Raw genomic sequence first — 25,674 nt, forward strand, 5'->3', positions numbered from 1 at the left:
AGCCTGTCTGCCAACACTTCCCGAGAAAGGCCCGGCATGACCCAGCAACAGCCCCGCCCCACTACCAATGACGCGGGCATCCCCGTCGCAAGTGACGACCATTCCCTCACCGTCGGCCCCGACGGTCCGATCCTGCTGCACGACCACTATCTGATCGAGCAGATGGCCAACTTCAACCGTGAGCGAATCCCCGAGCGCCAGCCGCACGCCAAAGGCTCCGGCGCCTTCGGGTACTTCGAGGTCACGCACGACGTCAGCACGTTCACCCGAGCCGCCGTGTTTCAACCGAACACCCGCACCGATACCTTGATCCGATTCAGCACCGTGGCCGGTGAGCGGGGTAGCCCAGACACCTGGCGCGATCCACGAGGCTTCTCACTGCGGTTCTACACCGCCGAAGGCAACCTCGACATCGTCGGCAACAACACCCCCATCTTCTTCCTCCGCGACGGACTCAAGTTCCAGCACTTCATCCGGTCGCAGAAGCGGCGTGCAGACACGGGCATGCGAGACAATGACATGCAGTGGGACTTCTTCACGCTGTCCCCCGAGACCGCGCACCAGGTCGCCTGGCTGTTCGGAGACCGGGGTATCCCGCGGACGTGGCGCCACATGAACGGGTACGGCAGCCATACCTACAGCTGGATCAACGCCGAGGGCGAAATCACCTGGGTGAAATACCATTTCATCTCCGACCAGGGCGTCGAGTCGATGACGCAGGGCGAGGCCGACCGACTCGCAGGCACCGACGCCGACTTCCACCAGCGCGATCTGCACACCGCGATCCGGCGGGGGGATCACCCGAGTTGGACGCTGAAGGTGCAGTTGATGCCCTTCGACGACGCGAAAACCTACCGCATCAACCCGTTCGATCTCACCAAGGCCTGGCCGCACGCGGACTATCCGCTGATCGAGGTGGGAAAGCTGGTGCTGGACCGCAACTTCAGCGACCATCACGCCGAGATCGAGCAGGCCGCATTCGCACCCGCCAATCAGGTGCCGGGCACCGGCCTGAGTCCCGACAAGATGTTGCTGGCCCGTACCTTCGCCTACAACGACGCGCATCGTGCTCGACTCGGAGTCAATTACAAGCAGATTCCGGTCAACGCACCGAGATCCGAGGTGAACGGGTACTCGAAGGACGGCGCGCTTCGCGTCAAGAACGCCACCGACCCCGTGTACGCACCGAACTCCTACGGAGGTCCGCAGGCGGACCCGGCCCGCGCCGCCGAGATCCTCTGGTACACCGACGGCGACATGGTCCGCACCGCATACACGCTGCGGGCCGATGACGATGACTGGGCTCAGGCCGGCATCCTGGTACGCGAGGTCATGGACGCCGACGAGCGCGAGCGCCTCGTGTCCAACGTGGCGGGCCATCTCCGTAACGGGGTGTCAGAGAAGGTATTACAGCGTGCCTTCGAGTACTGGCGCAGCATCGACAAGGAAGTCGGCGATCAGATCGAGGACGCGGTTCGCAAGGAACCATCCTGATGCTGCAGCCTTGCGAGGGCGACCCGGCCGGCCCGCCGGCCGGGATCCTTCGGAGCGAACTCGCCGCGCGCTTCGAACGAGAAGCCTTACCGCTGCTCGACCGGCTCTTCCGTGGCGCCCAGCGACTGACGAGCAATCGGCAGGATGCCGAGGATCTCCTGCAGGAGACAATGCTGCTCGCCTACCGGGGATTCCACACGTTCGAAGAGGGCACCAACCTCAACGCATGGATGTTCCGGATCATGCACAACGCCAGGATCACCCGGCACCGAAAGATGGAGCGGCGACCATCCGAGGTCCTGGTCGAAGATTTCGCCGCCCAGACGCTGACGGAACTGTTGCCCTACCTGCGGCGTGGTCTGCGATCTGCGGAAGCGTCAGCGCTGGAGCTCTTTCCGGACGATGAGATCAGAAACGCCCTGATGCAACTGCGAGACGAATACCGCTGGACCATCTATCTCGCCGATGTGGAGGGACTGTCCTACAAGGAGATTGCCGACGTGACCGGAGTCGCGACGGGCACGGTGATGTCGCGGGTACACCGCGGACGCCAGCGGCTACGTGCTGTCCTCGGCTCGACGGCGCGCCGGCGCAGGCTCATCCGGGACCTCGGTTCCGACGGCCGGCATCGCGCGTGCGGGTGATCGGATGACCCGCTATGTCCTGGAATCCGCGGCTCACGAATTCGCTTACACCGCAGCTCAATCACCGTTCGTCTACCAGATGACGGTGCCACGTGCGCGCACTGTCCTGGAGTCGATCCAAGCGGCGCCCATCCACAAGCCAGAGGTCGACAGCTCGTGGATCGTGGTCGTCGTCGACGGGGTGAGCTGCCGGACACGCATCGTGAGGCCGCCGGGCTGGACCCGTCCACTCCCGGTGGTGTTGTACCTGCACGGCGGAGGATGGGTTCTGGGCAGTGCAGGCACGCACGACCGTCTGGTCCGTGAGATCGCGGTCGGTGTCCCCGCCGCGGTCGCATTCGTCGACTATGAGCGCGCGCCCGAGGCACGCTATCCCCGCGCCCTCGAACAGGCCTATGCCGTGGCCCGATGGATTTGGCGCGATGGCGCCGATTGGGCGCTGGATCCCAACCGCATGGCGGTGGCCGGCGATTCCGCGGGGGGCAACCTGGCGGCCGCCCTGATGTTGTTGGCAAGACGCCGCGGCGAGGTCCAATTCGTGCACCAGTCGCTGTACTACCCGGTGACCGACGCCTCCTGCGACACCGACAGTTACCGCGAGTTCGCCGATGGACCTCACCTGACCGCGCGGACGATGGCCTGGTTCTGGGATGCGTACGTCCCCGACTCCGCCCTGCGCGACGAGGTCACCGTCTCACCATTGCGGGCGACCGCCGAACAACTCGCCGGTCTTCCACCGGCATTCATCGTCGTCGGCGAGTACGACGTGCTCCGGGATGAAGGAGAGGCGTACGCGCGCAATCTCACCGACGCCGGACTGCGCTGCACCAGCGTCCGGTACAGCAGCACGTTCCACGACTTCATGATGCTCAACGCACTTCGTACAACCTCGGCCGCAACCGAGGCGATCGACCAGGCAATCCGCGTCCTGCAACGCACCTTGCACTCCTGATTCCATTCACCAGAAAGAAGATTCATGACGCCCTCGCTCGATTCCAGCATCATCACGAACCTCACCGAAGGCACCGGTACCCACGCCCTCGAAGTCCTCGGACCGCACGTCGAGTTCCTCACCCTGACCGACGACGGCGCCAATCAGATCTGCGTGATGCGCGCGGTGATTCCGCCCGGTGTCACCGTCCCGCTCCACAGCCACGACGACTTCGAGGACTTCTACATCGTTTCCGGGGGCCACGAGGTGCTCGTGGCCGGACCCGACGGCCTGCAATGGCGAGAAGCGCGTCCGGGTGACTACATCCAGGTCCCAGGTGAGGTACCCCACGCGCACCGCAACACCTCCGACAAGCCGGCCGTCGACCTGGTCATCACCACGCCGCGCATGGGTCGCTTTTTCCAGGAAGTCGGCCGCCCGGCAGACGCCCCGCCGCGGACGCCGGACGAGGTGGCGCACTTCGTCGAGACCGCCCACCGGTACGGCTACCGGCTCGGGACTCCCGAGGAGAACGCCGCGGTGGGTATCGCGCTGCCGTCGTTCAACGGGTAGTCCTGCAGTGCCTCCAATTACCTTCCCCTGAAAGGCTGCAACGAGGTATGACCGCTGATCCACAGATAGCGCCTGCTGCCGCGCGGATGCACCAGCTGCTATCCGGCTTCGAAGTGTCCCAGGCTCTGTACGTCGTCGCAGAGCTCGGCATCGCGACCGCATTACAGCAGGGGCCGCGCCCTGTCGAGGAACTTGCGGTCAGAGTCGGCGCCAACGCCGATGCGCTGGAGCGGCTCATCCGGTTTCTCGCGCCGCTGGGGGTGTTTCACACATCAGGCCGCGACGTAGAGCTCGGCGAGTTGGGCCACACACTCGCCGATGGTCCGACCGACTCGATGCGAGACATTGCCCGATACCTCGTGCGAACCCACTACGCACCGTTCAGCCGGCTGTTGCACACTGTGCGTACCGGCGGCGTTGCCGCCTCCGAACACCTCGGCCAACCGTTCTTCGACTGGGTGAACACCACCCCAGGTCTTGCCGAGTTGCAGAACTCCGCTATGGCCGGATTCACCACGGGCGGCCGCGGTGACCTATTGGATCGACTTCAGTTTCCGAGCGGCGACACGATCGCCGATATCGGCGGCGCTGACGGCACCGTGCTGGTGGAAGTTCTGCAACGTCTTCCGGGGCGACGCGGCGTGGTGTTCGACACGCCCAGCGTCGTCGCGACGGCCACCGCAAGACTGGAGGCAGCAGGACTCGCCGACCGCGCTACCGCTGTCGGCGGAAACTTCTTCGACGCTGTCCCCACCGCCGACGTCTACGTGCTGTCGGCAGTCCTGCACGACTGGGACGACGCCGCGGCGCTACGCATCCTCAATACCATCCGGGCTACTGGCGGCCGGGGTGCTCATCTGCTCCTGTTCGAATTGGTGGTGCCGGAGGACGACGCTCCTCATGTCGCCAAAATCATTGACTTCACCATGATGACGATGCTCGGGGGTCGTGAGCGCACCGAGTCGCAGTGGCGCCAACTGCTGAACGAGGGCGGCTTCACCCTGGACCGCATTACCTCTGGCTCGGGCATGTACTGCGCGCTCGAGGCAACTGTCCATCGAAGCTAGCGGTACCGTTCGCCGCTCAGGTCTGCGCCGGACTACACGCCAGCGCCTCGGTGATCGCCTCGCAGAACGCGGGCAGATCGCCGGGCGAGCGGCTGGTGATCAGATTGCCGTCGATGCAGACCTGCCGGTCCACCACGTTGGCACCGGCATTGCCCAGGTCGGTGCGGATACTCGGATAGCTGGTCAGCGTGCGGCCGCGCACCACGCCCGCCTCCACGAGGGTCCACGGGCCGTGACAGATCGCGGCGACGGGCTTGCCGGACTGGACGAAATCGCGGACGAACGCCACCGCGGTCTTGTCGAGCCTCAGCTTGTCCGGGTTCACGGTCCCCCCGGGAAGGATCAGCGCGTCGAACTGATCGACCTTCGCCTCGGCGACCGTGCGGTCCACCGGGAAGGTGCCCGCGGGTTCGAGGTCGTGGTCACGAGCCTGGATCTCACCGGCCTTGAGCGACAGCAGTTCGACGTGACCGCCCTCGTTCTCGACGGCTGCGCGCGGTTGTTCGAGTTCGATGCGCTCCACACCGTCGGCGGCAAGGATCCCGACCCTGCGGCCTTCCAATTCCTTTCTCATGACAGTCCTTTCGTCGACACCGACGGGCAGCGATGAGCTTGGGCGCCCGCTCGTGGGCTACCCCGGGAGGCCACGCCCGAAACGCGCGAAGTCGGCGCTCTGCACCCCTTGTCACCGGTTGTAACAAAAAGTAAAGTCACTTTCAGTTTTCGTCCCGAACCGTTCAGGAGTCGAGCATGGAATCCTTCGTCCACCTGCGCAAAGGCAAGACCCCGAAACGGGTGCATGCCGACCTCGACGGCCTCAAGGACGATGAGCTCGGCCGCGGCGGTTTCGTCGGCCGTACCGCCAACATGTACCGGCGCAACGACCCCACCGCCTACCGCACCGTCGGCCCCCTGCGCCCCACCGACGTGCTGTCCAGCGAGCTCAAGCCCAGCGATGCCACCGACGCACAGGGCGGCCCGCTGCTGATGTTCTCCAACACCGACTGCCAGGTGCTGCTGAGCCGGCGTACCGAGGAGATGCCGTTCTTCGTCCGATACGTCGACGGAGACCTGCTGCTGTTCGTTCACAAGGGATCGGGCCTGCTGGAGACCGAGTTCGGCCCCTTGCGCTACCGCGAGGGCGACTGGGTCTACATCCCGAAGGCCTGCACGTTCCGCCAGGTGCCCGACAGCGAAAGCACGTGGTTGATGATCCAGGCCACCGACGATTTCCGGGTACCCCCGGCGGGCACCCTGGGCCGGCACTTCCCCTTCGACCCGGCGCAGGTCACCATCCCCGAGCCGGCACCGATCGACGACGACGGGCGGGACGAGTACGAAGTCCGCCTGATCCACGAGGGTGGTCCGACTTCGCTGTTCTACCAACACAATCCCCTCGACGTGGAAGGCTGGCGCGGCGACAACTTCCCGTTCACCTTCAACATCGAGGACTACACCGTCATCACGTCCGAGAGCGTGCACCTGCCACCGACCGTGCACCTCTTCATGCAGGCCACCGGTGTGTACGTGATGAACTTCCTGCCCAAGCCCGCCGAGAGCGTGCCTGGCACCGAGCGCACCCCGTGGTATCACCGCAACGTCGACTACGACGAGATCGCGTTCTTCCACGCCGGTTCCCTCTACGGCATCCCGATGCCGCCCGGCCTCGTCTCACATGCACCGCAAGGCGTCCACCACGGGGCACCCGAGAAGGCGCGGGAACGGGCCCGCCGCAAGTTCGACGACTACGACCGGGTCGACTGGTCGGTGATCGCCATCGACACCCGTCGCCGTCTCATCCCGTCCGCCGAAATCCTCGCCAACGATCTGGGGCAGCACTAGAGATGACAACCGTTCAAGCACCTGTGAAGCACGAGTACGACCGCATCCCCTATCTGGTTGCCTACCAGAACAACTCGTCGGTGCGCGATGTGTACGGCGGGGTCGCCGAGCTCGTGGTGCTGGAGAGCTACCTGCTGCGGCCCAAAGCGAAGCCCTCCGATACCGTGCTGGTGTTCATGCATCCGATCGGAGGCGGCGCCTACCTGCCGATGATCAACGCGCTCGCCCGTGCCGGACATCACGTCATCTACTGCAACAGCCGGTTCCGGGGCACCGACTCGGCGCTGCTGATGGAGAAGGTGGTCGAGGATCTCGGCGAGTGCATCAAGGACGCCAAGAACCGGCTCGGCTACGACAAGGTGGTGCTGGCCGGGTGGAGCGGCGGCGGATCGCTCTCGGTGTTCTACCAGCAGCAGGCCCAGCATCCGACGGTCACGGCCAGCCCGTCCGGGGACGGTCCCGACCTGACCAAGCTCGGGCTGATCCCCGCCGACGGAATCATGCTGCTGGCCGCACACATCAGCCGACACGGCACCATGACCGAATGGATGGACGCGTCCATCCTGGACGAGAACGACCCGACCAAGCGGGATCCGGAACTCGACCTCTACAACCCGGACAACCCGAACCAGCCGCCGTATACGCCGGAGTTCCTGGAGCGCTACCACCAGGCCCAGATCGCTCGCAACCGGCGAATCACCAAGTGGGTCAAGGAGAAACTGGCCGAGCTCAAGGCCGCCGGCCGGCCGGATGACGAGTTCGCGTTCGTCGTGCACGGCACGATGGCCGACCCCCGGTGGCTGGATCCGACCGTCGACCCCAACGATCGTCGGCCCGGTACCTGCTATCTGGGCGATCCCCAGGTGGTCAACATGAGCCCCGTCGGGCTGGCGCGGTTCTGCACCCTGCGCAGCTGGCTGTCGCAGTGGAGCTACGACGACGCCAACGGCGACGCGGTCAAGGCCGGGCCGGATATCGCGGTGCCCGCTCTGGTGATCGGCAATCTGGCCGACGACGCCTGCACGCCCAGCCACACCCGCCGGCTGTACGAGGCGATCGGTCACCCCGACAAGGAGATGCACGAGATCCCCGGCGCCAACCACTACTACTCGGGCCCGGACCAGCGCGACACCCTGCGTCAGGCCGTGAGCATCTGCACGGATTGGCTGCACCGGCACGGATTCGGCGGGCAGGAGCGAAGCGACCGGGGATCGGTGGAGTCGCTGTGACCACGACCGGAGCTCTGGACGGCATCAGGGTGATCGAGCTCGGCACCCTGATCTCCGGCCCGTTCGCCGGCCGGCTGCTGGGCGACATGGGTGCCGAGGTCATCAAGATCGAACTGCCTGCCAGCCCGGATCCCCTGCGCACCTGGGGGCAGGCCGAGCTCGACGGGCACCACTTCTTCTGGACCGTGCATGCCCGCAACAAGAAGGCCGCCACCCTGGACCTTCGTACCGCCAAGGGCCGGGAGTTGTTCCTGGAGCTGGTCGAGCAGTCCGACATCATCGTGGAGAATTTCCGGCCGGGCACCCTGGAGAAATGGGACCTGGGCTACGACGTTCTGCGCCAACGCAACAAGGGCATCATCCTGGTCCGGGTGTCCGGGTACGGGCAGACCGGGCCGGACGCGGGCAAGGCCGGCTACGCCTCGGTGGCCGAGGCCTCCAGCGGGTTGCGGCACATGAACGGATTCCCCGGCGGTCCCCCACCGCGGCTGGCGCTGTCCCTGGGCGACAGCCTGGCCGGCATGTTCGCCGCCCAGGGCGCCCTGGCCGCTCTGTACCGACGCACCGTCACCGGCGAGGGCCAGGTCGTCGACACCGCCTTGACCGAAAGTTGCCTGGCGATACAGGAATCCACCATCCCCGACTACGACATCGGCGGGGTGGTGCGCGGGCCGTCGGGCACCCGACTGGAGGGCATCGCGCCGTCCAACATCTACCAGAGCGCCAACGGCAGCTGGGTGGTGATCGCGGCCAACCAGGACACCGTGTTCCGCCGGTTGTGCACGGCGATGGACAGCCCAGAGCTGGCGACAGATGACCGGTTCGCCAACCACGTTGCCCGCGGCCGCAATCAGGACGAGCTGGACAAGATCATCGGCGACTGGGCCGCCAAGCGACAGCCGGAGGAGATCATCGAAACCCTGTCGCGGGCCGGAGTGATCAGCGGACCGATCAACACCGTGGCCGAGGTCGTACGGGATCCGCAGCTGCAGGCCCGTGGCATGATCGCCGACCACTTCGATGAGCGGATCGGGCGGGCCGTCAAAGGCCCCGGCGTCGTCCCGGTCCTGTCCGAGTCCCCCGGCACCATTCGCAACGCGGGCTCGGCCCGGCCGGGCCAACACAACGACGAGGTGTACGGCGGCCTGCTCGGGCGCAGTGCACAAGACCTGGAAACCCTGCGATCGGAGGGGGTGCTGTGAGATGAACCTGCCAACGAAGGTCGACATCCGCGAGGTGTGCCTGCGGGACGGATTGCAGATCGAGACCCCGATCCCGTTGTCCGCCAAGGTCGCGATCCTGGAGGCCATCGTGGCGACCGGGGTACGCGAGGTCGAGGCGACGGCGTTCGTCTCACCGTCGAAAGTGCCGGCACTGGCCGACGCGGCCGAACTCGCCGAGGAACTCCACAGGTTTCCCGATGTGGAGTTCTCCGCTCTGGTGGCCAGCCCGAACGGCGCCAAACGCGCCATCGCCGCCGGCCTGCGTTCAGTCGAGTACGTGGTGTCCGCCTCGGATGCCCACTCCCGTGCCAACGTCGGCCGCACCTCGGCCGAGGCGACCGCGCAGATCGCCGACATCGTGGCCATCGCGCACGACAGCGGCACATCGGTGGAGGTGATCGTCGCCACCGCGTGGGACTGCCCGTTCGACGGTCCGACAGATCCGCAGCGAGTGCTCGACATCGTCTCGGCCGCAGTCGGTTTCGGAGTGAACCGGATAGCGATCGCGGACACCATCGGCACCACCACCCCGCGGCGGGTCACGTCACTGGTCGAGAAGGTCCAGCCGCTGATCGGGGACCTGCCGCTGGGCGCGCACTTCCACAACACCCGCGGAGCGGGACTGGCCAGCGCATACGCGGCCGTGCAATCCGGCGTCACGCGGCTGGACGCCTCGGTCGGCGGCCTCGGCGGCTGCCCGTTCGCGCCGGGCGCCAGTGGCAACATCGCCACCGAGGATCTGGTCTACATGTTGCGCGACAGCGACATCGCCGTCGACGTCGAGCTGTCGGCAGCCATCGACGCTGCCAGGATCGCCCAGGACGCCGTGGGCCATGACCTCCCCAGCGCACTGCTGCGGGCCGGCGACCGGATCCTGGGCTGAGGCGTCGATGACCGCCGCCGAGCTGGGCACCAAGGGCCGCCAGACCCGGTCTGCCATCGAGCTCGCCGCGCGAAAGCTGTTCGCCGAGCGTGGCTTTCACGGCACCACGCTGGCCGACATCACCTCGGCTGCCGGCAAGAGCCCGGCGGTGTTCTACCGCTATTTCACCGACAAGGAAGACCTGCTGGCGGCCCTGGCCGAATCGTTCCTGCACGACGTGGTGGAACCGTCCGGACTGAACCTGCACCTGCCGGACTCACCCGAGGACACCGAATTCTTCACCACGGTGGTCACCGGCTACTGGAACATCTTCAAACAGAACATCGGCATCATGATCGCGGTCGCCCAGCTGGCCGCGACCCAGCAGCGATTCGCCGACGTACAGAACAAGTTCCGCCGGTTCGGCATCGACATCGTCATCGCGTCGGTACACCATGCCCAGGGGCAGGGTCATGCGCAGGGACTGCAGCCAGAACACGTCGGCGCGGCGATCGCCTTGTTGTTCGAGAACTTCACCACGGTCTTCGTCGGCCAGTCCGGGCTCGGCATCGAGATCGGCGATGCCGAGGCCATCGCCACCCTGTCCACCATCTGGAAGCGGACCCTGTACGGCTTCTGACCCGCGCTACCGACCCGAGAAAGAGAGATCATCGTGGATTTCGCTTTACCCGACCATCTTTCGACCGTCCTTGCCGAGATGGACGAGTTCATCGAGACCCAGATCAAGCCGCTCGAGCGCGACCACATGCAGTACTTCGACCAGCGCCGCGAATATGCCCGCACCGACTGGGAGAACGGCGGGATACCCAATCGCGCCTGGGAGGATCTGCTCGACGAGATGCGGCGCCGGGCCGACGCTGCCGGCTGGCTGCGGTACGGGTTGCCCGCCAAGTTCGGCGGACGCGACGGCAGCAACCTCGACATGGCGGTGATCCGGGAACACCTGGCGCACAAGGGCCTCGGGCTGCACAACGACCTGCAGGACGAATCCTCGATCGTCGGCAACTTTCCGCAGGTCATCATGATGGACCGGTTCGGTACCGAGGCGCAGAAATCCGAATGGGTCGAGGCGATGCTCACCGGCAAGCGCTCCATGGCGTTCGGCTTGACCGAGCCCGACCACGGTTCGGATGCCACCTGGCTGGAGACCACAGCAGTTCGGGACGGCGACAGCTGGATCATCAACGGTCGCAAGCGGTGGAATACCGGAGTACACCGGGCCACCCACGATCTGATCTTCGCCCGGACCTCCGGCGAACCCGGACAAGCTCGTGGGATCAGCGCATTTCTGGTCCCCACCGACGCGCCGGGATTCACCGTCCCGTTCTACTGGTGGACGTTCAACATGCCCACCGATCACGGCGAGGTCGAGTTGAACAACGTGCGGGTGCCCGCCGACGCCGTGCTCGGCGAGATCAACCGCGGCCTGGAGGTCGGCCAGACCTTCCTGCACGAGAACCGGATTCGCCAGGCCGCCAGCAGCTTGGGCGCCGCCCAGTTCTGTATCGACCGCGCCGTGGACTACGCGAACCGGCGCATGGTGTTCGGCAAGCCGCTGGCGGTCAACCAGGCCGTGCAGTGGCCGTTGGTGGAATTGCAGACCGAGGCGCAGATGGTCCGGCTGCTCGTCCGGTACGCCGCGACGCAGTTGGACCAGAACCACCACATGGAGGTGTCCGACAAGGTATCGATGGCCAACTACCGCGCCAACCGCCTCGTGTGCGAGGCCGCCGACCGGGCCATGCAGGTCCACGGTGGCATCGGCTACAGCCGTCACGAACCGTTCGAGCACATCTACCGCCACCACCGCCGCTACCGCATCACCGAGGGCGCCGAGGAGATCCAGATGCGCCGAGTCGCACAGCGGCTGTTCGGGTTCGGCAAGGCCAAGCAGTGAGCGAGGCCGGCCTGCTGGTCCCCCGACTGGTCGACGTCCTGACCCCGGTGCTGGGCGACGGGGTGGGCGTGGAGAACCTACGCGAGCTGACCGGCGGAGCCAGTCGCACGACGTGGTCCTTCGATGCCGTGACAGACGCGGCTTCCCGCCCGCTGATCCTGCGCACCGGTGCGCCCGACGAGGTCCACGCCGGGATGGAGCTTGAGGCCGGTGCCCAACGGGCGGCTGCCGTGGCCGGCGCTCCGGTCCCCCACGTGCTGGTCGCCGACGATTCCGTTGCCGCGCTGGGAGATCCCTTCCTGATCTGTGACTTCATCGGTGGCGAGACCATCGTTCGGCGCATTCAGCGCAGGCTCGACGAAGCAGGCCGGGCACGGCTGCTCACCCAGTGTGCGCAGGCGCTGGCCGCCATCCACCGAGCCGAACCGCCCGCGTTACCCGGCCTCGTCGAGCAGGACCAGGTGTCCCAGTGGCGGGAGCAACTCGACGAGATGGGCGATACCACAGCCACTTTCGAGTGGGTGTTTCGCTGGCTGGACGCCAACCGGCCGCCGCCGTCGCCACTGCGGTTGGTGCACGGCGACTTCCGGATGGGCAACGTGATCGTCGACGACTCGGGACTGGCCGCGGTGCTGGACTGGGAGCTGGTGCACCTCGGCGAGGTGTACGAGGACCTCGCCTGGTTCTGTATCCGGGCCTGGCGATTCGGGGCGCCGGCCCACCTCGGGGCCGGTGGCCTGGGCAGCATCGAGAGCTTTCTGGATGCCTACGAAGCCGCCGGTGGCGCCACCCTCGACCGGTCGGCGATCCGCTGGTGGCTGGTGCTGGCCACGCTGCGGTGGGGCATCATCTGCCGCTATCAGGCCGAACGTCATCTGAGCGGGCAGACCCGATCGGTGGAGCTGGCGACCATCGGCCGTCGGGTCTGCGAGACCGAGTGGGACCTGTTGAGTCTGCTGGACGGGAGCAGCTGGTGAGCAACCTGTACGGACGGCCGACGGCGGCCGAGTTGGTCGCCGCGGTCGCGGAGTTCCTCGACAGCGAGGTGCGCGACGGAGACTCGGTCGCGGCTCCGGTGAAGTTTCAGGCCCGCGTGGCGGCCAACGCCCTGCGCATGGTCGAACGCGAACTGTCGGCCGGTCAGGCCGCCTCGGCGGCCGAGGCGGCCTTGGCCGGGGTCGGGTTCGCCGACGAGGCAGCGCTCGCGGCAGCGATCCGGGCCGGCGACCTCGATGACCGGGCCGACGACGTCACCGCCTGCCTGCGGGTCCTGGTACGTCAACGGCTCGCCGCCGCGCATCCGGGATACGACGAGCAGTGACTCCCTGTCGCGCCGAGTTCTACGCCACGGTTGTGGTCGCCGCGCGAGTACAGCCCCGGCGTAGAACTCGGCGTGAGTCGGGAAGGTCGCCCGAGCAGTCAGAGCCTGCGGATCCGGGCCAGCCACGCCGGCTCGTCCACCCGGGCTCCGACCTGCTCGCCCAACGCCTCGGCATGGGCCGGGCCCACCACGCCGCGGTATGTCGTGGTGTCCAGCGCCTCCAGTTCCCACCCGTCGGCGAAGGCCTGGCGGATCACCTCGGCGCTGACCTGGGGTCCGAACCCACGGCCCGCGTCGGACAGCGCCAGCACGTGCACCGTCGCACCCGGACGGGCGGCCCGGTGCAGGCTGGCCACGTAGCGCGGCCGGTCGACGTCGTCGAAGACGTGGAACAACGCACTGTCGACGATCGTGTCGTACCGCGGGCCCTCCGTCTCACCGAGCCGGGTCGCGTCGGCGACGGCGAAGTGCGCATCGATACCCCGCTGCGCGGCGTTGTCGCGGGCCTGGGCGACGGCCTGTTCGGAGAAGTCGATACCGAGCACGTCATACCCGAGGCGGGTCAGCAGCATGGTGTGTTCACCAGCGCCACAGCCGACATCGAGCACCTTGCCGCCCAGGCGGCCGGTGCGTTCCAACTCGACGATGGCCGGTTGCGGCTCGCCGATCACCCATGGCGCGGTACGGGACTCGTAGGCTTCGTCGAACAGCGAATGTGCAGGCGTGGAGTTCATGACACGAGTCTGAAACCTGAATAGCCGTTGAGGTCAACCCCTACCGAGGAGCCGATGATGTCCCGCACCGAAGTCGAGATCGTCGACGACGTCGCGCACCGCCTGTTCGACGCGATCGAGCGCGGCGACAAAGCCGGGGTGGCCCAGCTGTGGGCCGACGATGTCGCGGTATGGCACGCCGGCGACGCCAGGGACAACGACCGCAGCCGCGCGTTGAAGGTCATCGACTGGTTCATCAACGCGACCCGCGAGCGCCGATACGAGGTGCTCGATCGGCAGTTCTTCGCCGGCGGATTCGTCCAGCAGCATGTCCTGCACGCCGGAGCACGAGATGGCACATTGATCGCATTGCGAGTGTGCATCGTGATCAAAGTGGGTACCGACGGTCTGATCCACCGCATCGACGAGTACTTCGATCCGAAGGACATCGCGCCGCTGCTCACCTGACCCGAGCCGGTCAACCGGCCCGACGAGAATGGAGGAGTCATGGCCACGACCAGCGACATCCTGACCGCGAGCGCCGGAAACTGGACGCTGGTCCCGGACCGATCCGCGGTGACATTCCGGAACAAGACGCTGTGGGGCCTGGCGACGGTCACCGGACGCTTCACGGAGTTCACCGGGGAAGGCTCCGCCGGGGCCGGGGTGAGCGGCCGGGTGGCGATCGCGGCGACATCGGTGCGTACCGGCATCGGAAAGCGGGACGACCACCTGCGATCGGCCGATTTCTTCGACGTCGCGGCGCATCCCGAGATCACCGTGGAGGTGACCGGTTTGGAACCGTCGGACGACAGGCTGCGCTTGACAACGGTCCTCACGGTTCGCGGAGTGTCCAAGCCGGTCGAATTACCGGTCGACGTGCAGACCCTCGACGACGGCACGCTGCGGCTGTCAGGCCGGTGCGAGGTACAACGAGATGACTTCGGCGTGTCGGGCGACCTGCTCGGGATGGTCGGCCCGAAAACCGTCCTTTCGGGTGAACTTGTGTTCACCCGAGTCTGATGCAACACAACAGAATTCGCTGAGTTGTCCGGCCGGCAACGCCTTGCGCAGTAGCATCGGCGTCATGGCCGGCCCCGCGCCGCTGCGCATCCTGGTGTACAGCGACAACCCGCGCACCCGCGAACAGGTACGTCTCGCACTGGGCAAACGGGTGCATCCGGAACTACCCGAACTGGAATACGTCGAGATCGCCACCGCACCGATGGTGGTCGCACGAATGGACGCGGGCGGCATCGACCTGGCCATCCTCGACGGTGAAGCCACCCCGGCCGGGGGCATGGGAGTGGCCAAACAACTCAAGGACGAGGTCGCGAATTGCCCGCCCGTCCTGGTGTTGACCGGACGACCCGACGATGCCTGGCTGGCTAGCTGGTCACAGGCCGAGGCAGCGGTGCCCCACCCGATCGATCCGATCCGGCTGGGTGATGCGGTGGTGTCGCTGCTGCGCGCCCCGGTTCAGTAATTTTCCGCGAATTGCCCTGTTGCCGTTGACTTTCGCGGCATGGCTGCGGCCGCAGCGACACGCTGCCCCGATATGAAACGATACTAACCAAAATGTGTGGCACAGGCCGCAAACCTCGCTAGGCTGTGGGTTAGCTCACATCGACAGCCCCCGAGGGAGCGATAAGTGGCATGAATTTATACACGCCCATCCTGGTTCTCGGAGCGATCGCGGCCGCGTTCGCCGTGGTTTCCGTGGGGATCGCGCTCGTCATCGGTCCGCGCCGCTACAACCGGTCCAAGCTAGAGGCCTACGAATGCGGGATCGAGCCGATGCAGCCCGGGGCCGCCGGTGTGACCGGCCAGCGCATGCCGATCCGCTACTACCTGACCGCGATGTTGTTCATCGTGTTCGACATCGAGATCGTCTTTCTCTATCCGTGGGCGGTGGCGTTCGACAGCCTCGGTCTGTTCGCCCTGGTGGAGATGCTGTTGTTCATGCTCACGGTGTTCGTGGCATACGCCTATGTCTGGCGGCGAGGGGGCCTGAATTGGGATTAGAGGAACGTCTGCCCGGTGGAATCCTGCTCTCGACGGTGGAGGCAGTCGCAGGCTACGTGCGTAAGGGGTCGTTGTGGCCGGCCACCTTCGGTCTGGCCTGCTGCGCCATCGAGATGATGTCGACCGCCGGGCCACGTTTCGACATCGCCCGGTTCGGTATGGAGCGCTTCTCCGCGACGCCGCGGCAGGCCGACCTGATGATCGTGGCGGGCCGGGTGAGCCAGAAGATGGCCCCGGTGCTACGCCAGATCTACGACCAGATGGCCGAGCCGAAATGGGTGCTGGCCATGGGCGTTTGCGCCTCCTCTGGCGGGATGTTCAACAACTACGCCGTGGTCCAGGGCGTCGATCACGTGGTGCCCGTCGACATCTACCTGCCTGGGTGCCCACCACGACCGGAGATGCTGCTGCACGCAATTCTGAAGCTGCACGACAAGATTCAGCAGATGCCGCTCGGGGTGAACCGCGAGGAGGCCATCCGGGAGGCCGAACAGGCCGCACTGTCCATCACGCCCACCATCGAACTCAAAGGCCTGCTGCGATGAGCACGGCCAACGGAAACGACACGAGCACCGGTCAGGGTCCCGAGGTGATCGGGACGCGCCGCGGCATGTTCGGCGCCTCGGGAACGGGCGACACCTCCGGTTACGGCCGGCTGGTGCGGTCGGTCGCGCTGCCGGGCAGTTCTCCCCGACCGTATGGCGGGTACTTCGATGAGGTGGTCGACCGGCTCGCCGAAATCCTCGGTGAGGAGCGCTATGCCGTGTCGATCGAGCGCGTGGTGGTTCATCGCGACGAGCTGACCCTGGAGGTCAGCCGAGTTCAGCTGCCGGCGGTGGCCAGCATCCTGCGGGATGACCCCCAGTTGCGGTTCGAGCTCTGCCTGGGCGTGAGTGGGGTGCACTATCCCGACGACACCGACCGCGAACTGCACGCGGTGTACCCGCTGATGTCGATCACCCACAACCGCCGGATTCGGCTGGAAGTCGCAGCGCCCGACGCAGATCCGCACATTCCGTCGCTGTATGCGGTGTATCCGACGACCGACTGGCACGAACGCGAGACCTACGACTTCTTCGGCATCGTGTTCGACGGACATCCGGCGTTGACCCGGATCGAGATGCCCGACGACTGGGTCGGCCATCCCCAGCGCAAGGACTATCCGCTGGGCGGCATTCCGGTCGAATATCACGGCGCACAGATTCCGCCGCCCGATCAGCGGAGGTCCTACAACTGATGAGTACCGAATCCCCCGTCGTGGTGGTCGGCGGACAGGACTGGGACGACGTGGTGGCCGCGGCGCGCGAGCATGCCGGCGAACGCATCGTGGTCAACATGGGCCCGCAGCATCCGTCGACCCACGGCGTGCTGCGGCTGATCCTCGAGATCGAGGGCGAGATCATCACCGAAGCCCGTTGCGGTATCGGATATCTGCACACCGGCATCGAGAAGAACCTGGAGTACCGCAACTGGACGCAGGGTGTCACGTTCGTCACCCGGATGGACTATCTCTCGCCGTTCTTCAACGAAACGGCGTACTGCCTGGGTGTGGAGAAGCTGCTGGGCATCACCGACGACATCCCGCAGCGGGCCAGCGTGATCCGGGTGATGCTCATGGAGCTCAACCGGATCTCCTCGCACCTGGTGGCGCTGGCCACCGGCGGAATGGAGCTCGGCGCGATGAGCGCCATGTTCTACGGGTTCCGGGAACGCGAGGAGATCCTGCGGGTCTTCGAGTCGATCACCGGCCTGCGGATGAACCATGCCTACATCCGGCCGGGCGGACTGGCCGCCGACCTACCCGACGATGCGGTGAGCCAGGTTCGGGCGCTGCTCGACCTGCTGCCGAAACGCTTGGGCGACTTGGAGGATCTGCTCAACGAGAACTACATCTGGAAGGCCCGCACCGTCGGGGTCGGATATCTCGATCTGACCGGGTGCATCGCGCTGGGGATCACCGGTCCGGTTCTGCGCTCCACCGGACTGCCCCACGATCTGCGTCGCACACAACCGTATTGCGGTTACCAGGACTACGAATTCGACGTCATCACCGACGACCGCTGCGACTCCTACGGCCGGTACATCATTCGGGTCAAGGAGATGCGGGAATCGTTGAAGATCGTCGAGCAGTGTGTGGACCGACTCGAGAAGATGGGCGACGGTCCGGTGATGATCTCCGACAAGAAGCTGGCCTGGCCGGCCGATCTCAAGGTCGGCCCGGACGGACTGGGCAACTCCCCCGAACACATCGCCAAGATCATGGGCCACTCCATGGAGGGGCTGATCCATCACTTCAAGCTCGTCACCGAGGGCATCCGGGTACCGGCCGGGCAGGTGTACGTCGCGGTGGAGTCCCCGCGCGGCGAGCTCGGGGTGCACATGGTCTCCGACGGTGGCACCCGCCCCTACCGCGTGCATTACCGCGACCCCTCGTTCACGAATCTGCAAGCGGTGGCGGCGATGTGCGAGGGCGGCATGGTGGCCGACGCCATTGCCGCGGTGGCGTCGATTGATCCGGTCATGGGCGGGGTGGATAGGTGAAGGAAGTGTTTCTTGAACTGGGGCAACGCCCCGATGAAGCGGGCCCGCCGATCAACGGGCCCGCGGCGTATCCGGAGGAGGTGACGGCCCGGCTCACCGCCGAGGCCGAGCAGGTCACCGCCCGCTATCCCGACGCCCGCTCGGCGCTGCTTCCGCTGCTGCACCTGGTGCAGGCGGAGGACGGCTGTCTCACCCCCGCCGGAATCGATTTCTGCGCAGCGCTGTTGGGCCTGACCGACGCCGAGGTCACCGCGGTGGCCACGTTCTATTCGATGTACCGGCGCACCCCTACCGGCGACTACCTGGTCGGCGTGTGCACCAACACGTTGTGCGCGATCATGGGCGGCGACGCGATTCTCGATGCGCTGCAGGATCATCTGGACATCCACGCCGGCGAAACCACTGACGACGGACGGGTCACCCTGGAGCACATCGAGTGCAATGCGGCGTGCGACTACGCCCCGGTGGTGATGGTCAACTGGGAGTTCTACGACAACCAGACTCCGTCGTCGGCACGGGATCTGGTGGACGGCCTGCGCGGCGGGACCCCTCCGGCGCCGACCCGCGGGGCACCACTGTGCACGTTCCGGGAAACAGCTCGCACACTGGCCGGGCTGACCGACCCGCATGCCGCGGGCGGCTCCCCCGGGGCCGCTACCCTGGCCGGTCTTCACGAAGCGCGGAAACGCGGAATGTCGGCTCCCGAGACAGGTCCGACCTCATGACCGCGCTGACCCCGGTACTGAGCCGATTCTGGGACGAACCGGAACCGTGGACGCTGGACACCTACCGCCGCCACGACGGGTACCGCGGGCTGCAGCGGGCACTGGCGATGGGGCCGGACGACGTGATCGCACTGGTGAAGGATTCGGGACTGCGCGGACGCGGCGGCGCCGGTTTCCCGACCGGGACCAAATGGTCGTTCATCCCGCAGGGTGAAGAGGGGGCCGGAGCCAAACCGCATTACCTCGTCGTCAACGCCGACGAGTCCGAACCCGGTACGTGCAAGGACATTCCGCTGCTGCTGACCACGCCGCACTTCCTGGTCGAGGGGGTGATCATCGCGGCCTACGCGATCCGGGCCCGCCACGCCTTCATCTACGTCCGCGGTGAGGTCGTCCCGGTTTTGCGGCGACTGCAGGCGGCGGTCGCCGAAGCCTACGCGGCCGGATACCTGGGCACCGACATCCTGGGTTCGGGTTTCGACCTGGAGCTGACCGTGCACGCCGGCGCCGGCGCCTACATCTGCGGTGAGGAGACCGCGCTGCTCGATTCCCTGGAGGGCCGTCGCGGCCAACCGCGGCTGCGCCCACCGTTTCCCGCGGTGGCGGGCCTGTACGCATGCCCGACCGTGGTCAACAACGTCGAGTCGATCGCCAGCGTGCCGCCGATCATGGTCAACGGGGTGGACTGGTTCCGGTCGATGGGCTCCGAGAAATCCCCTGGTTTCACGTTGTATTCGTTGTCCGGTCACGTGAACCGGCCCGGTCAGTACGAGGCGCCGCTGGGGATCACCCTGCGCGAACTGCTCGACTATGCCGGCGGTGTCCGCGACGGTCACACCCTGAAGTTCTGGACCCCGGGTGGTTCGTCGACACCGCTGCTCACCGCCGAACATATCGACGTACCCCTGGATTACGAGGGCATGGCGTCGGTCGGGTCCATGCTCGGCACCAAGGCGCTGCAGATCTTCGACGAGACCACCTGCGTCGTGCGGGCCGTGCGCCGCTGGACCCAGTTCTACGCCCATGAGTCCTGCGGGAAATGCACACCGTGTCGCGAGGGCACGTATTGGCTGGCCCAGATCTATGCCCGGCTGGAAGAAGGTGCCGGAACCCGGGCCGACATCGACAAGCTGCTCGACATCGCCGACGGCATCTTCGGAAAGTCGTTCTGTGCGTTGGGAGACGGTGCGGCCAGCCCGGTCATGTCCTCGATCAAGTACTTCCGTGACGAGTACGTGGCGCACCTGGACGGGGGCTGCCCGTTCGATCCGCACGCCTCGACATTGATGGCGACCGAAGGGGCAGGTGCGTAGATGCTACTCACCGCGAGCAGAGGGGGCCGTAGGTGACATTGGCCGAGCCGACGAAGGACACCCCGCCGGTGGAGATGGTGTCACTCACCATCGATGGGCACGAGATCAGCGTTCCCAAGGGCACGCTGGTGATCCGCGCCGCCGAGCTGATGGGTGTCCAGATCCCCCGGTTCTGCGATCACCCGCTGCTCGATCCGGTCGGGGCGTGCCGGCAGTGCCTCGTCGAGGTCGAGGGCCAACGCAAACCCATGGCCTCGTGCACCACCACAGTCATGCCGGACATGGTGGTGCACACCCAGTACAGCTCCGAAGCGGCCGACAAGGCACAGCGCGGCGTGATGGAGCTGCTGCTGATCAACCATCCGTTGGACTGCCCGATCTGCGACAAGGGCGGCGAATGCCCGCTGCAGAACCAGGCCATGTCCAACGGGCGCCCCGAGACCCGGTTCGAGGACGTCAAGCGGACCTACCCGAAACCCATCAACATCTCCGCACAGGTCCTACTCGACCGCGAACGGTGCGTGTTGTGCGCACGCTGCACCCGGTTCTCCGCACAGATCGCCGGTGACCCCTTCATCGAATTGCTGGAACGCGGTGCGCTGCAACAGGTCGGGATCGCCCCCGGTGAACCGTTCCAGTCGTATTTCTCCGGCAACACCGTGCAGATCTGCCCGGTGGGTGCGCTGACCGGCACGGCCTACCGGTTCCGGGCCCGGCCGTTCGACCTCGTCTCCAGTCCCAGCGTCTGTGAACACTGCGCGTCGGGCTGCGCCCAGCGCACCGACCATCGACGCGGAAAGGTGCTGCGCCGCTTGGCCGGCGACGACCCCGAGGTCAACGAGGAGTGGAACTGCGACAAGGGCCGCTGGGCGTTCACCTATGCGACGGCCGGTGACCGCATCACCACACCGCTGATCCGTGAAGACGGTGCGCTGCGGCCGGCGTCGTGGTCGGAGGCGCTGACGGTCGCCGGAGCGAGCCTGCTGGCCGCAGGTGCGAACACCGGTGTGCTGGTGGGTGGGCGCTGCACGGTGCAGGACGCCTACGCGTACTCGAAGTTCGCCCGCATGGTGCTGGGCACCAACGACATCGACTTCCGCGCCCGGCCCCACTCTGGCGAGGAGGCGGAATTCCTCGCGGCGCGCATCGCGGGGCAACCCATGACATTGCGCTACGCCGAACTGGAAAAGGCGCCGACCGTCCTGCTCGTCGGGCTGGAGCCCGAAGAGGAATCCCCGATCGTGTTCCTGCGGCTGCGCAAGGCAGCCCGCAAGAACGGCCTGCAGGTACTCGCCGTGGCACCGCTGGCCAGCCGTGGACTGACCAAGATGGCGGGCACGCTGATCCCTACCGTCCCCGGGACCGAATCCGCCGCGCTGGACGCGCTGGCGTCCGACGAGCGGCTACAACGCCCCGGCGCGGTGATCCTGGTCGGTGAACGCCTGGCCACCTCACCCGGTGCCCTGTCGGCCGCGCTGCGACTCTCCGCGGCCACCGGCGCCCGGATCGGCTGGATTCCACGCCGGGCCGGTGAACGCGGCGCGCTGGAGGCCGGCGCCCTGCCCAACCTGCTGCCCGGTGGACGGCCCGTCGACGACGCCGATGCCCGCGCCCAGACCGCAGCCGCCTGGAACGCCTCCGACCTGCCTGCCACCGCGGGCCGCGACACCGGCGCCATCCTGGCGGCGGCCGGCGACGGAACGCTCTCTGCGCTCATCGTCGGCGGCGTCGAGATCACCGACCTGCCCGACCCGGCCGCGGCCGTGGCGGCGCTCCGGGCCACCCCCTTCGTGGTGAGCTTCGAACTGCGTGAGAGCGAGGTCACCGAGCTGGCCGACGTGGTCTTCCCGGTGGCTCCGGCAGTGGAGAAGGGTGGCGCATACCTCAACTGGGAGGGCCGGATTCGCCCGTTCGAACCGGCGTTGCGGACCAACGCCATCCCCGATCTGCGCGTCCTGCACTACCTGGCCGACGAGATCGGCGTCGATCTCGGATTGACCGGACCCGAAGCCGCCGACACCGAGCTGGCCCGGCTCGGCACCTGGAGCGGTTCCCGGGCCGCCGCACCGTCGGCAGTGCCCGGTCCTGCGCCTGCCCCCGGCCCCGGGCAGGCCGTGCTGGCCAGCTGGCGCCTGCTGCTCGACGCCGGACGGCTACAGGACGGGGAACCGTACCTGGCCGGTACCGCCGTCAGCCCCGTAGCGCGGCTGTCCCCGGCCACCGCCGCCGAACTCGGTGTGACATCAGATGATCCGGTGACCGTCAGCACGGACCGAGGCGCCATCACGTTGCCGCTGACGGTGACCGAGATGCCCGATCGGGTGGTGTGGCTGCCGACCAATTCCCCGGGAACGGCGATCCATCGCCAGCTCGGAGTGACCGCCGGGGCAGTGGTGTCGATCGGGCGGGCCGACTCATGACGTATCCCGATCCCACACTGTTCGGCCACGATCCGTGGTGGCTGATCCTGGCCAAGGCGCTCGGGGTGTTCGTCTTCCTGCTGCTCACCGTGCTCGCGGCGATTCTCATCGAACGGAAGGTGCTGGGCCGCATGCAGATGCGGCCGGGCCCCAACCGCGTCGGCCCCTGGGGCCTGCTGCAGTCGTTGGCCGACGGCGTCAAACTGGCCCTCAAGGAAGGCCTCACCCCGGCCGGCATCGACAAACCCATCTACCTGCTGGCGCCGATCATCTCGGTGATTCCGGCGTTCATGGCGTTCGCGGTGATCCCGATGGGCGGTGAGGTATCGGTGTTCGGCCACCGCACCGCGCTGCAACTGACCGATCTGCCGGTGGCAGTGCTCTACATCCTGGCCGTCACCTCGATCGGGGTGTACGGCATCGTCCTGGCCGGCTGGGCCTCGGGATCCACCTACCCGCTACTGGGGGGCCTGCGATCCAGCGCCCAGGTGATCTCCTACGAGATCGCGATGGCCTTGTCGTTCGCGGCGGTGTTCCTCTACGCCGGCACCATGTCCACCTCCGGCATCGTCGCCGCGCAGGACCGCACCTGGTATGTGTTCCTGCTGCTGCCCTCGTTCGTGGTGTACGTGACCTCGATGGTGGGCGAAACCAACCGGGCGCCTTTCGATCTGCCCGAAGCCGAGGGCGAACTGGTCGGCGGATTCCACACCGAGTACTCGTCGCTGAAGTTCGCGATGTTCATGCTCGCCGAGTACGTCAACATGACCACCGTCTCGGCGCTGGCCACCACGATGTTCCTCGGCGGCTGGCATGCGCCGTTCCCGTTCAACCTGATCGACGGCGCCAACAGCGGTTGGTGGCCGCTGCTGTGGTTCGTCGCCAAGGTGTGGACGTTCATGTTCCTGTACTTCTGGCTCCGGGCCACCCTGCCCCGGTTGCGCTACGACCAGTTCATGGCGTTGGGCTGGAAGGTGCTCATCCCGGTGTCGCTGGTCTGGATCATGGTCGTCGCGGTCACCCACAGCCTGCGCGAGCACGGTTACCACAACTGGGCGACGGGCCTGGTGACCACCGCCGTCGTGATCGTGGCGGTGCTGGCCGCGGCATTGTGGAAAGCCTTGCGGGGCAGAACTGTTCGGCCGATACCGGAGCAGAGCGCCGGCGCATATCCGGTGCCTCCGCTGCCGAATGCCGTAAAGGAGGTTGCCGATGCCTAAGATGCCCAAGTTCCTCGACGCGCTGGCCGGATTCGCGGTCACCTTCGGCTCGATGTTCAAAAAGCCCGTCACCGAAGGCTATCCGGAGAAACCCGGCCCCGTCGCACCGCGCTATCACGGCCGCCATCAACTCAACCGCTATCCCGACGGCCTGGAGAAGTGCATCGGCTGCGAGCTGTGTGCCTGGGCTTGCCCGGCCGACGCGATCTTCGTCGAAGGCGCCGACAACACCGAGGACGAACGCTTCTCACCGGGCGAGCGGTACGGCCGGGTGTATCAGATCAACTACCTGCGCTGCATCGGGTGCGGACTGTGCATCGAGGCCTGCCCGACGCGCGCGCTGACCATGACCAACCAGTACGAGATGGCCGACGACAACCGGGCAGATCTGATCTGGGGCAAGGACAAACTGCTGGCCCCGCTGCAACCCGGTATGCAGGTGCCACCACATGACATGGCGCCGGGCAGCACCGACGACGACTACTACCTCGGCCGGATCAAGCCGCTCTCCCAGGACATCCCGTGAGCCCGGACGTCGTGCTGCTGGCTGGGGCCGCCGGAAGCGTGCACCACACCTCGACAACCGAAGCAGTGCTGTTCTGGGTCCTCGGGACGGTCGCCGTCCTCGGCGCCGTCGGCGTGGTGGCCGCACCCAAGGCGGTGTACTCCGCGGTGTTTCTGGCCTGCACGATGATCTCGCTGGCAGTGCTCTACATCGCTCAGGACGCACTGTTCCTCGGCGTGGTGCAGGTGGTGGTCTACACCGGCGCGGTGATGATGCTGTTCCTGTTCGTGCTGATGCTGATCGGTGTCGACCTGTCCGAATCGTTCACCGAAACACTGCGCGGACAACGCCTTGCGGCTCTGGCGGCCGGCACGGGCTTCGGCATCCTGTTGATCGCCGGGATCGGCAATGTCTCGGTCGCGGGTTTCACCGGGCTGGCCCAGGCCAACAGCGGCGGCAACGTCGAAGGGCTCGCCGCGCTGATCTTCACCCGCTATCTGTGGGCGTTCGAACTGACCAGCACCCTCCTGATCACCGCGGCACTGGGCGCGATGGTGCTCGCCCACCGGGAACGCTTCGAGCGCCGCAAGACCCAGCGGGAGCTGGCGGTCGAACGGTTCCAGGCCGGCGGGCATCCGACGCCGCTGCCCAATCCCGGTGTCTACGCGCGGCACAACGCCGTCGACGTCCCGGCCCGCCTGCCCGACGGATCCGACGCGACGTTGTCGGTCAGTGCCATCCTGCCGCAGCGCACGATCAGCGGCTCGGCCAGTAACTCGGCGAACGGGGAGGGGTGATGCGGTGAATCCCGACAACTATCTGTACCTGTCGGCACTGTTGTTCACTATCGGCGCGTCGGGAGTGCTGTTGCGGCGCAACGCCATCGTGATGTTCATGTGTGTCGAGCTGATGCTCAACGCCGCCAACCTGGCGTTCGTCGCGTTCTCCCGCATGCACGGCCACTTAGACGGCCAGGTGGTGGCGTTCTTCACCATGGTGGTCGCCGCCTGCGAGGTGGTGGTCGGCCTCGCGATCATCATGACCATCTTCCGTACCCGCCGATCGGCCTCGGTCGACGACGCCAGTCTGCTGAAGCACTAAGGGCACC

At 66.6% G+C, this 25,674-nt stretch carries 29 protein-coding genes; 27 read left to right on the forward strand and 2 right to left on the reverse strand.

Features of this window, described 5'->3' with window-relative positions:
- The first annotated feature begins 36 nt into the window (after positions 1–36).
- The 5 genes from G6N57_RS27025 to G6N57_RS27045 are packed head-to-tail and all read left to right on the forward strand — an operon-like array spanning position 37 to position 4,709.
- Positions 37–1,494, forward strand: coding sequence for a catalase (locus tag G6N57_RS27025; protein WP_077743664.1), 1,458 nt, complete (start codon positions 37–39; stop codon positions 1,492–1,494).
- Complete coding sequence (locus tag G6N57_RS27030; protein WP_077743663.1) at positions 1,494–2,138, forward strand: sigma-70 family RNA polymerase sigma factor; 645 nt, start codon at positions 1,494–1,496, stop codon at positions 2,136–2,138. The genes G6N57_RS27025 and G6N57_RS27030 overlap by 1 nt, the downstream gene beginning before the upstream one ends.
- 4 nt (positions 2,139–2,142) lie before the next feature.
- Positions 2,143–3,090: an alpha/beta hydrolase gene (locus G6N57_RS27035; RefSeq protein ID WP_077743662.1), complete on the forward strand. Its 948-nt coding sequence runs from the start codon at positions 2,143–2,145 to the stop codon at positions 3,088–3,090.
- Between the two features lie 24 nt (positions 3,091–3,114).
- Complete coding sequence (locus tag G6N57_RS27040) at positions 3,115–3,642, forward strand: cupin domain-containing protein (RefSeq protein WP_077743661.1); 528 nt, start codon at positions 3,115–3,117, stop codon at positions 3,640–3,642.
- Between the two features lie 47 nt (positions 3,643–3,689).
- A complete protein-coding gene (locus G6N57_RS27045; protein WP_077743660.1) occupies positions 3,690–4,709 on the forward strand; it encodes a methyltransferase in 1,020 nt (339 codons plus the stop codon).
- Between the two features lie 16 nt (positions 4,710–4,725).
- On the opposite strand, the gene G6N57_RS27050 is transcribed toward G6N57_RS27045, so the two are convergent.
- Positions 4,726–5,283: a type 1 glutamine amidotransferase domain-containing protein gene (locus tag G6N57_RS27050; protein ID WP_077743659.1), complete on the reverse strand. Its 558-nt coding sequence runs from the start codon at positions 5,281–5,283 to the stop codon at positions 4,726–4,728.
- Positions 5,284–5,459: 176 nt separating this feature from the next.
- Between G6N57_RS27050 and G6N57_RS27055 the strand changes: the two genes are divergently transcribed.
- From G6N57_RS27055 to G6N57_RS27090, 8 genes are read left to right on the forward strand one after another with little or no spacing between them, the layout of a single operon-like run.
- Entirely contained in the window at positions 5,460–6,551 is a 1,092-nt protein-coding gene (locus G6N57_RS27055; protein ID WP_077743658.1) for a homogentisate 1,2-dioxygenase, read from the forward strand.
- A 2-nt stretch (positions 6,552–6,553) separates the two neighbouring features.
- On the forward strand, positions 6,554–7,780 hold the full coding sequence (locus G6N57_RS27060; RefSeq protein WP_077743657.1) for an alpha/beta hydrolase family protein: 1,227 nt from the start codon (positions 6,554–6,556) through the stop codon (positions 7,778–7,780).
- A complete protein-coding gene (locus G6N57_RS27065) occupies positions 7,777–8,982 on the forward strand; it encodes a CaiB/BaiF CoA transferase family protein (protein WP_077743656.1) in 1,206 nt (401 codons plus the stop codon). Before G6N57_RS27060 ends, G6N57_RS27065 begins: the two co-directional genes overlap by 4 nt.
- A gap of 1 nt (position 8,983) precedes the next feature.
- Complete coding sequence (locus tag G6N57_RS27070; RefSeq protein WP_077743655.1) at positions 8,984–9,886, forward strand: hydroxymethylglutaryl-CoA lyase; 903 nt, start codon at positions 8,984–8,986, stop codon at positions 9,884–9,886.
- Between the two features lie 7 nt (positions 9,887–9,893).
- Positions 9,894–10,505: a TetR/AcrR family transcriptional regulator gene (locus G6N57_RS27075; protein WP_077743888.1), complete on the forward strand. Its 612-nt coding sequence runs from the start codon at positions 9,894–9,896 to the stop codon at positions 10,503–10,505.
- A 33-nt stretch (positions 10,506–10,538) separates the two neighbouring features.
- A complete protein-coding gene (locus G6N57_RS27080) occupies positions 10,539–11,783 on the forward strand; it encodes an acyl-CoA dehydrogenase family protein (RefSeq protein ID WP_077743654.1) in 1,245 nt (414 codons plus the stop codon).
- Positions 11,784–11,797: 14 nt separating this feature from the next.
- Positions 11,798–12,760: a phosphotransferase family protein gene (locus G6N57_RS27085; protein WP_162564031.1), complete on the forward strand. Its 963-nt coding sequence runs from the start codon at positions 11,798–11,800 to the stop codon at positions 12,758–12,760.
- Positions 12,757–13,104, forward strand: a complete 348-nt coding sequence (locus tag G6N57_RS27090; protein WP_077743652.1) for a DUF6285 domain-containing protein — start codon at positions 12,757–12,759, stop codon at positions 13,102–13,104. The genes G6N57_RS27085 and G6N57_RS27090 overlap by 4 nt, the downstream gene beginning before the upstream one ends.
- Positions 13,105–13,202: 98 nt before the next feature.
- Here the strand turns inward: G6N57_RS27090 and G6N57_RS27095 are convergent, their stop codons facing one another.
- Positions 13,203–13,838 (reverse strand): class I SAM-dependent methyltransferase, encoded by a 636-nt coding sequence (locus G6N57_RS27095; RefSeq protein WP_077743651.1) that lies wholly within the window; start codon positions 13,836–13,838, stop codon positions 13,203–13,205.
- A 57-nt stretch (positions 13,839–13,895) separates the two neighbouring features.
- Between G6N57_RS27095 and G6N57_RS27100 the strand changes: the two genes are divergently transcribed.
- From G6N57_RS27100 to nuoK, 14 genes are all read left to right on the forward strand, one after another.
- Positions 13,896–14,285, forward strand: a complete 390-nt coding sequence (locus G6N57_RS27100) for a nuclear transport factor 2 family protein (protein ID WP_077743887.1) — start codon at positions 13,896–13,898, stop codon at positions 14,283–14,285.
- A gap of 39 nt (positions 14,286–14,324) precedes the next feature.
- Positions 14,325–14,840: a YceI family protein gene (locus G6N57_RS27105; protein WP_077743650.1), complete on the forward strand. Its 516-nt coding sequence runs from the start codon at positions 14,325–14,327 to the stop codon at positions 14,838–14,840.
- A gap of 64 nt (positions 14,841–14,904) precedes the next feature.
- Positions 14,905–15,303 (forward strand): Rv3143 family two-component system response regulator, encoded by a 399-nt coding sequence (locus tag G6N57_RS27110; RefSeq protein ID WP_077743649.1) that lies wholly within the window; start codon positions 14,905–14,907, stop codon positions 15,301–15,303.
- A gap of 170 nt (positions 15,304–15,473) precedes the next feature.
- Positions 15,474–15,842 carry an NADH-quinone oxidoreductase subunit A gene (locus tag G6N57_RS27115; RefSeq protein WP_003881436.1) on the forward strand — a complete coding sequence of 123 codons (369 nt, stop codon included), beginning with the start codon at positions 15,474–15,476 and terminating at the stop codon, positions 15,840–15,842.
- Positions 15,833–16,387, forward strand: coding sequence for a NuoB/complex I 20 kDa subunit family protein (locus G6N57_RS27120; RefSeq protein ID WP_077743648.1), 555 nt, complete (start codon positions 15,833–15,835; stop codon positions 16,385–16,387). The genes G6N57_RS27115 and G6N57_RS27120 overlap by 10 nt, the downstream gene beginning before the upstream one ends.
- Entirely contained in the window at positions 16,384–17,079 is a 696-nt protein-coding gene (locus tag G6N57_RS27125) for an NADH-quinone oxidoreductase subunit C (protein ID WP_077743647.1), read from the forward strand. Before G6N57_RS27120 ends, G6N57_RS27125 begins: the two co-directional genes overlap by 4 nt.
- Positions 17,079–18,383, forward strand: a complete 1,305-nt coding sequence (nuoD, locus tag G6N57_RS27130) for an NADH dehydrogenase (quinone) subunit D (RefSeq protein WP_077743646.1) — start codon at positions 17,079–17,081, stop codon at positions 18,381–18,383. Before G6N57_RS27125 ends, nuoD begins: the two co-directional genes overlap by 1 nt.
- Positions 18,380–19,108: an NADH-quinone oxidoreductase subunit NuoE gene (gene nuoE / locus G6N57_RS27135; protein WP_077743645.1), complete on the forward strand. Its 729-nt coding sequence runs from the start codon at positions 18,380–18,382 to the stop codon at positions 19,106–19,108. The genes nuoD and nuoE overlap by 4 nt, the downstream gene beginning before the upstream one ends.
- Positions 19,105–20,421, forward strand: coding sequence for an NADH-quinone oxidoreductase subunit NuoF (nuoF, locus tag G6N57_RS27140; protein WP_077743644.1), 1,317 nt, complete (start codon positions 19,105–19,107; stop codon positions 20,419–20,421). The genes nuoE and nuoF overlap by 4 nt, the downstream gene beginning before the upstream one ends.
- A gap of 32 nt (positions 20,422–20,453) precedes the next feature.
- Entirely contained in the window at positions 20,454–22,841 is a 2,388-nt protein-coding gene (locus tag G6N57_RS27145; RefSeq protein ID WP_097925990.1) for an NADH-quinone oxidoreductase subunit G, read from the forward strand.
- Entirely contained in the window at positions 22,838–24,061 is a 1,224-nt protein-coding gene (gene nuoH, locus G6N57_RS27150) for an NADH-quinone oxidoreductase subunit NuoH (protein WP_077743643.1), read from the forward strand. The genes G6N57_RS27145 and nuoH overlap by 4 nt, the downstream gene beginning before the upstream one ends.
- A 1-nt stretch (position 24,062) precedes the next feature.
- On the forward strand, positions 24,063–24,587 hold the full coding sequence (gene nuoI / locus G6N57_RS27155) for an NADH-quinone oxidoreductase subunit NuoI (RefSeq protein ID WP_077743642.1): 525 nt from the start codon (positions 24,063–24,065) through the stop codon (positions 24,585–24,587).
- Entirely contained in the window at positions 24,584–25,363 is a 780-nt protein-coding gene (locus G6N57_RS27160; protein ID WP_077743641.1) for an NADH-quinone oxidoreductase subunit J, read from the forward strand. The genes nuoI and G6N57_RS27160 overlap by 4 nt, the downstream gene beginning before the upstream one ends.
- Before the next feature lie 4 nt (positions 25,364–25,367).
- On the forward strand, positions 25,368–25,667 hold the full coding sequence (gene nuoK / locus G6N57_RS27165) for an NADH-quinone oxidoreductase subunit NuoK (protein WP_003881446.1): 300 nt from the start codon (positions 25,368–25,370) through the stop codon (positions 25,665–25,667).
- Positions 25,668–25,674 lie beyond the last annotated feature (7 nt).

Source organism: Mycolicibacterium boenickei, from assembly GCF_010731295.1.
Lineage (GTDB): Bacteria > Actinomycetota > Actinomycetes > Mycobacteriales > Mycobacteriaceae > Mycobacterium > Mycobacterium boenickei.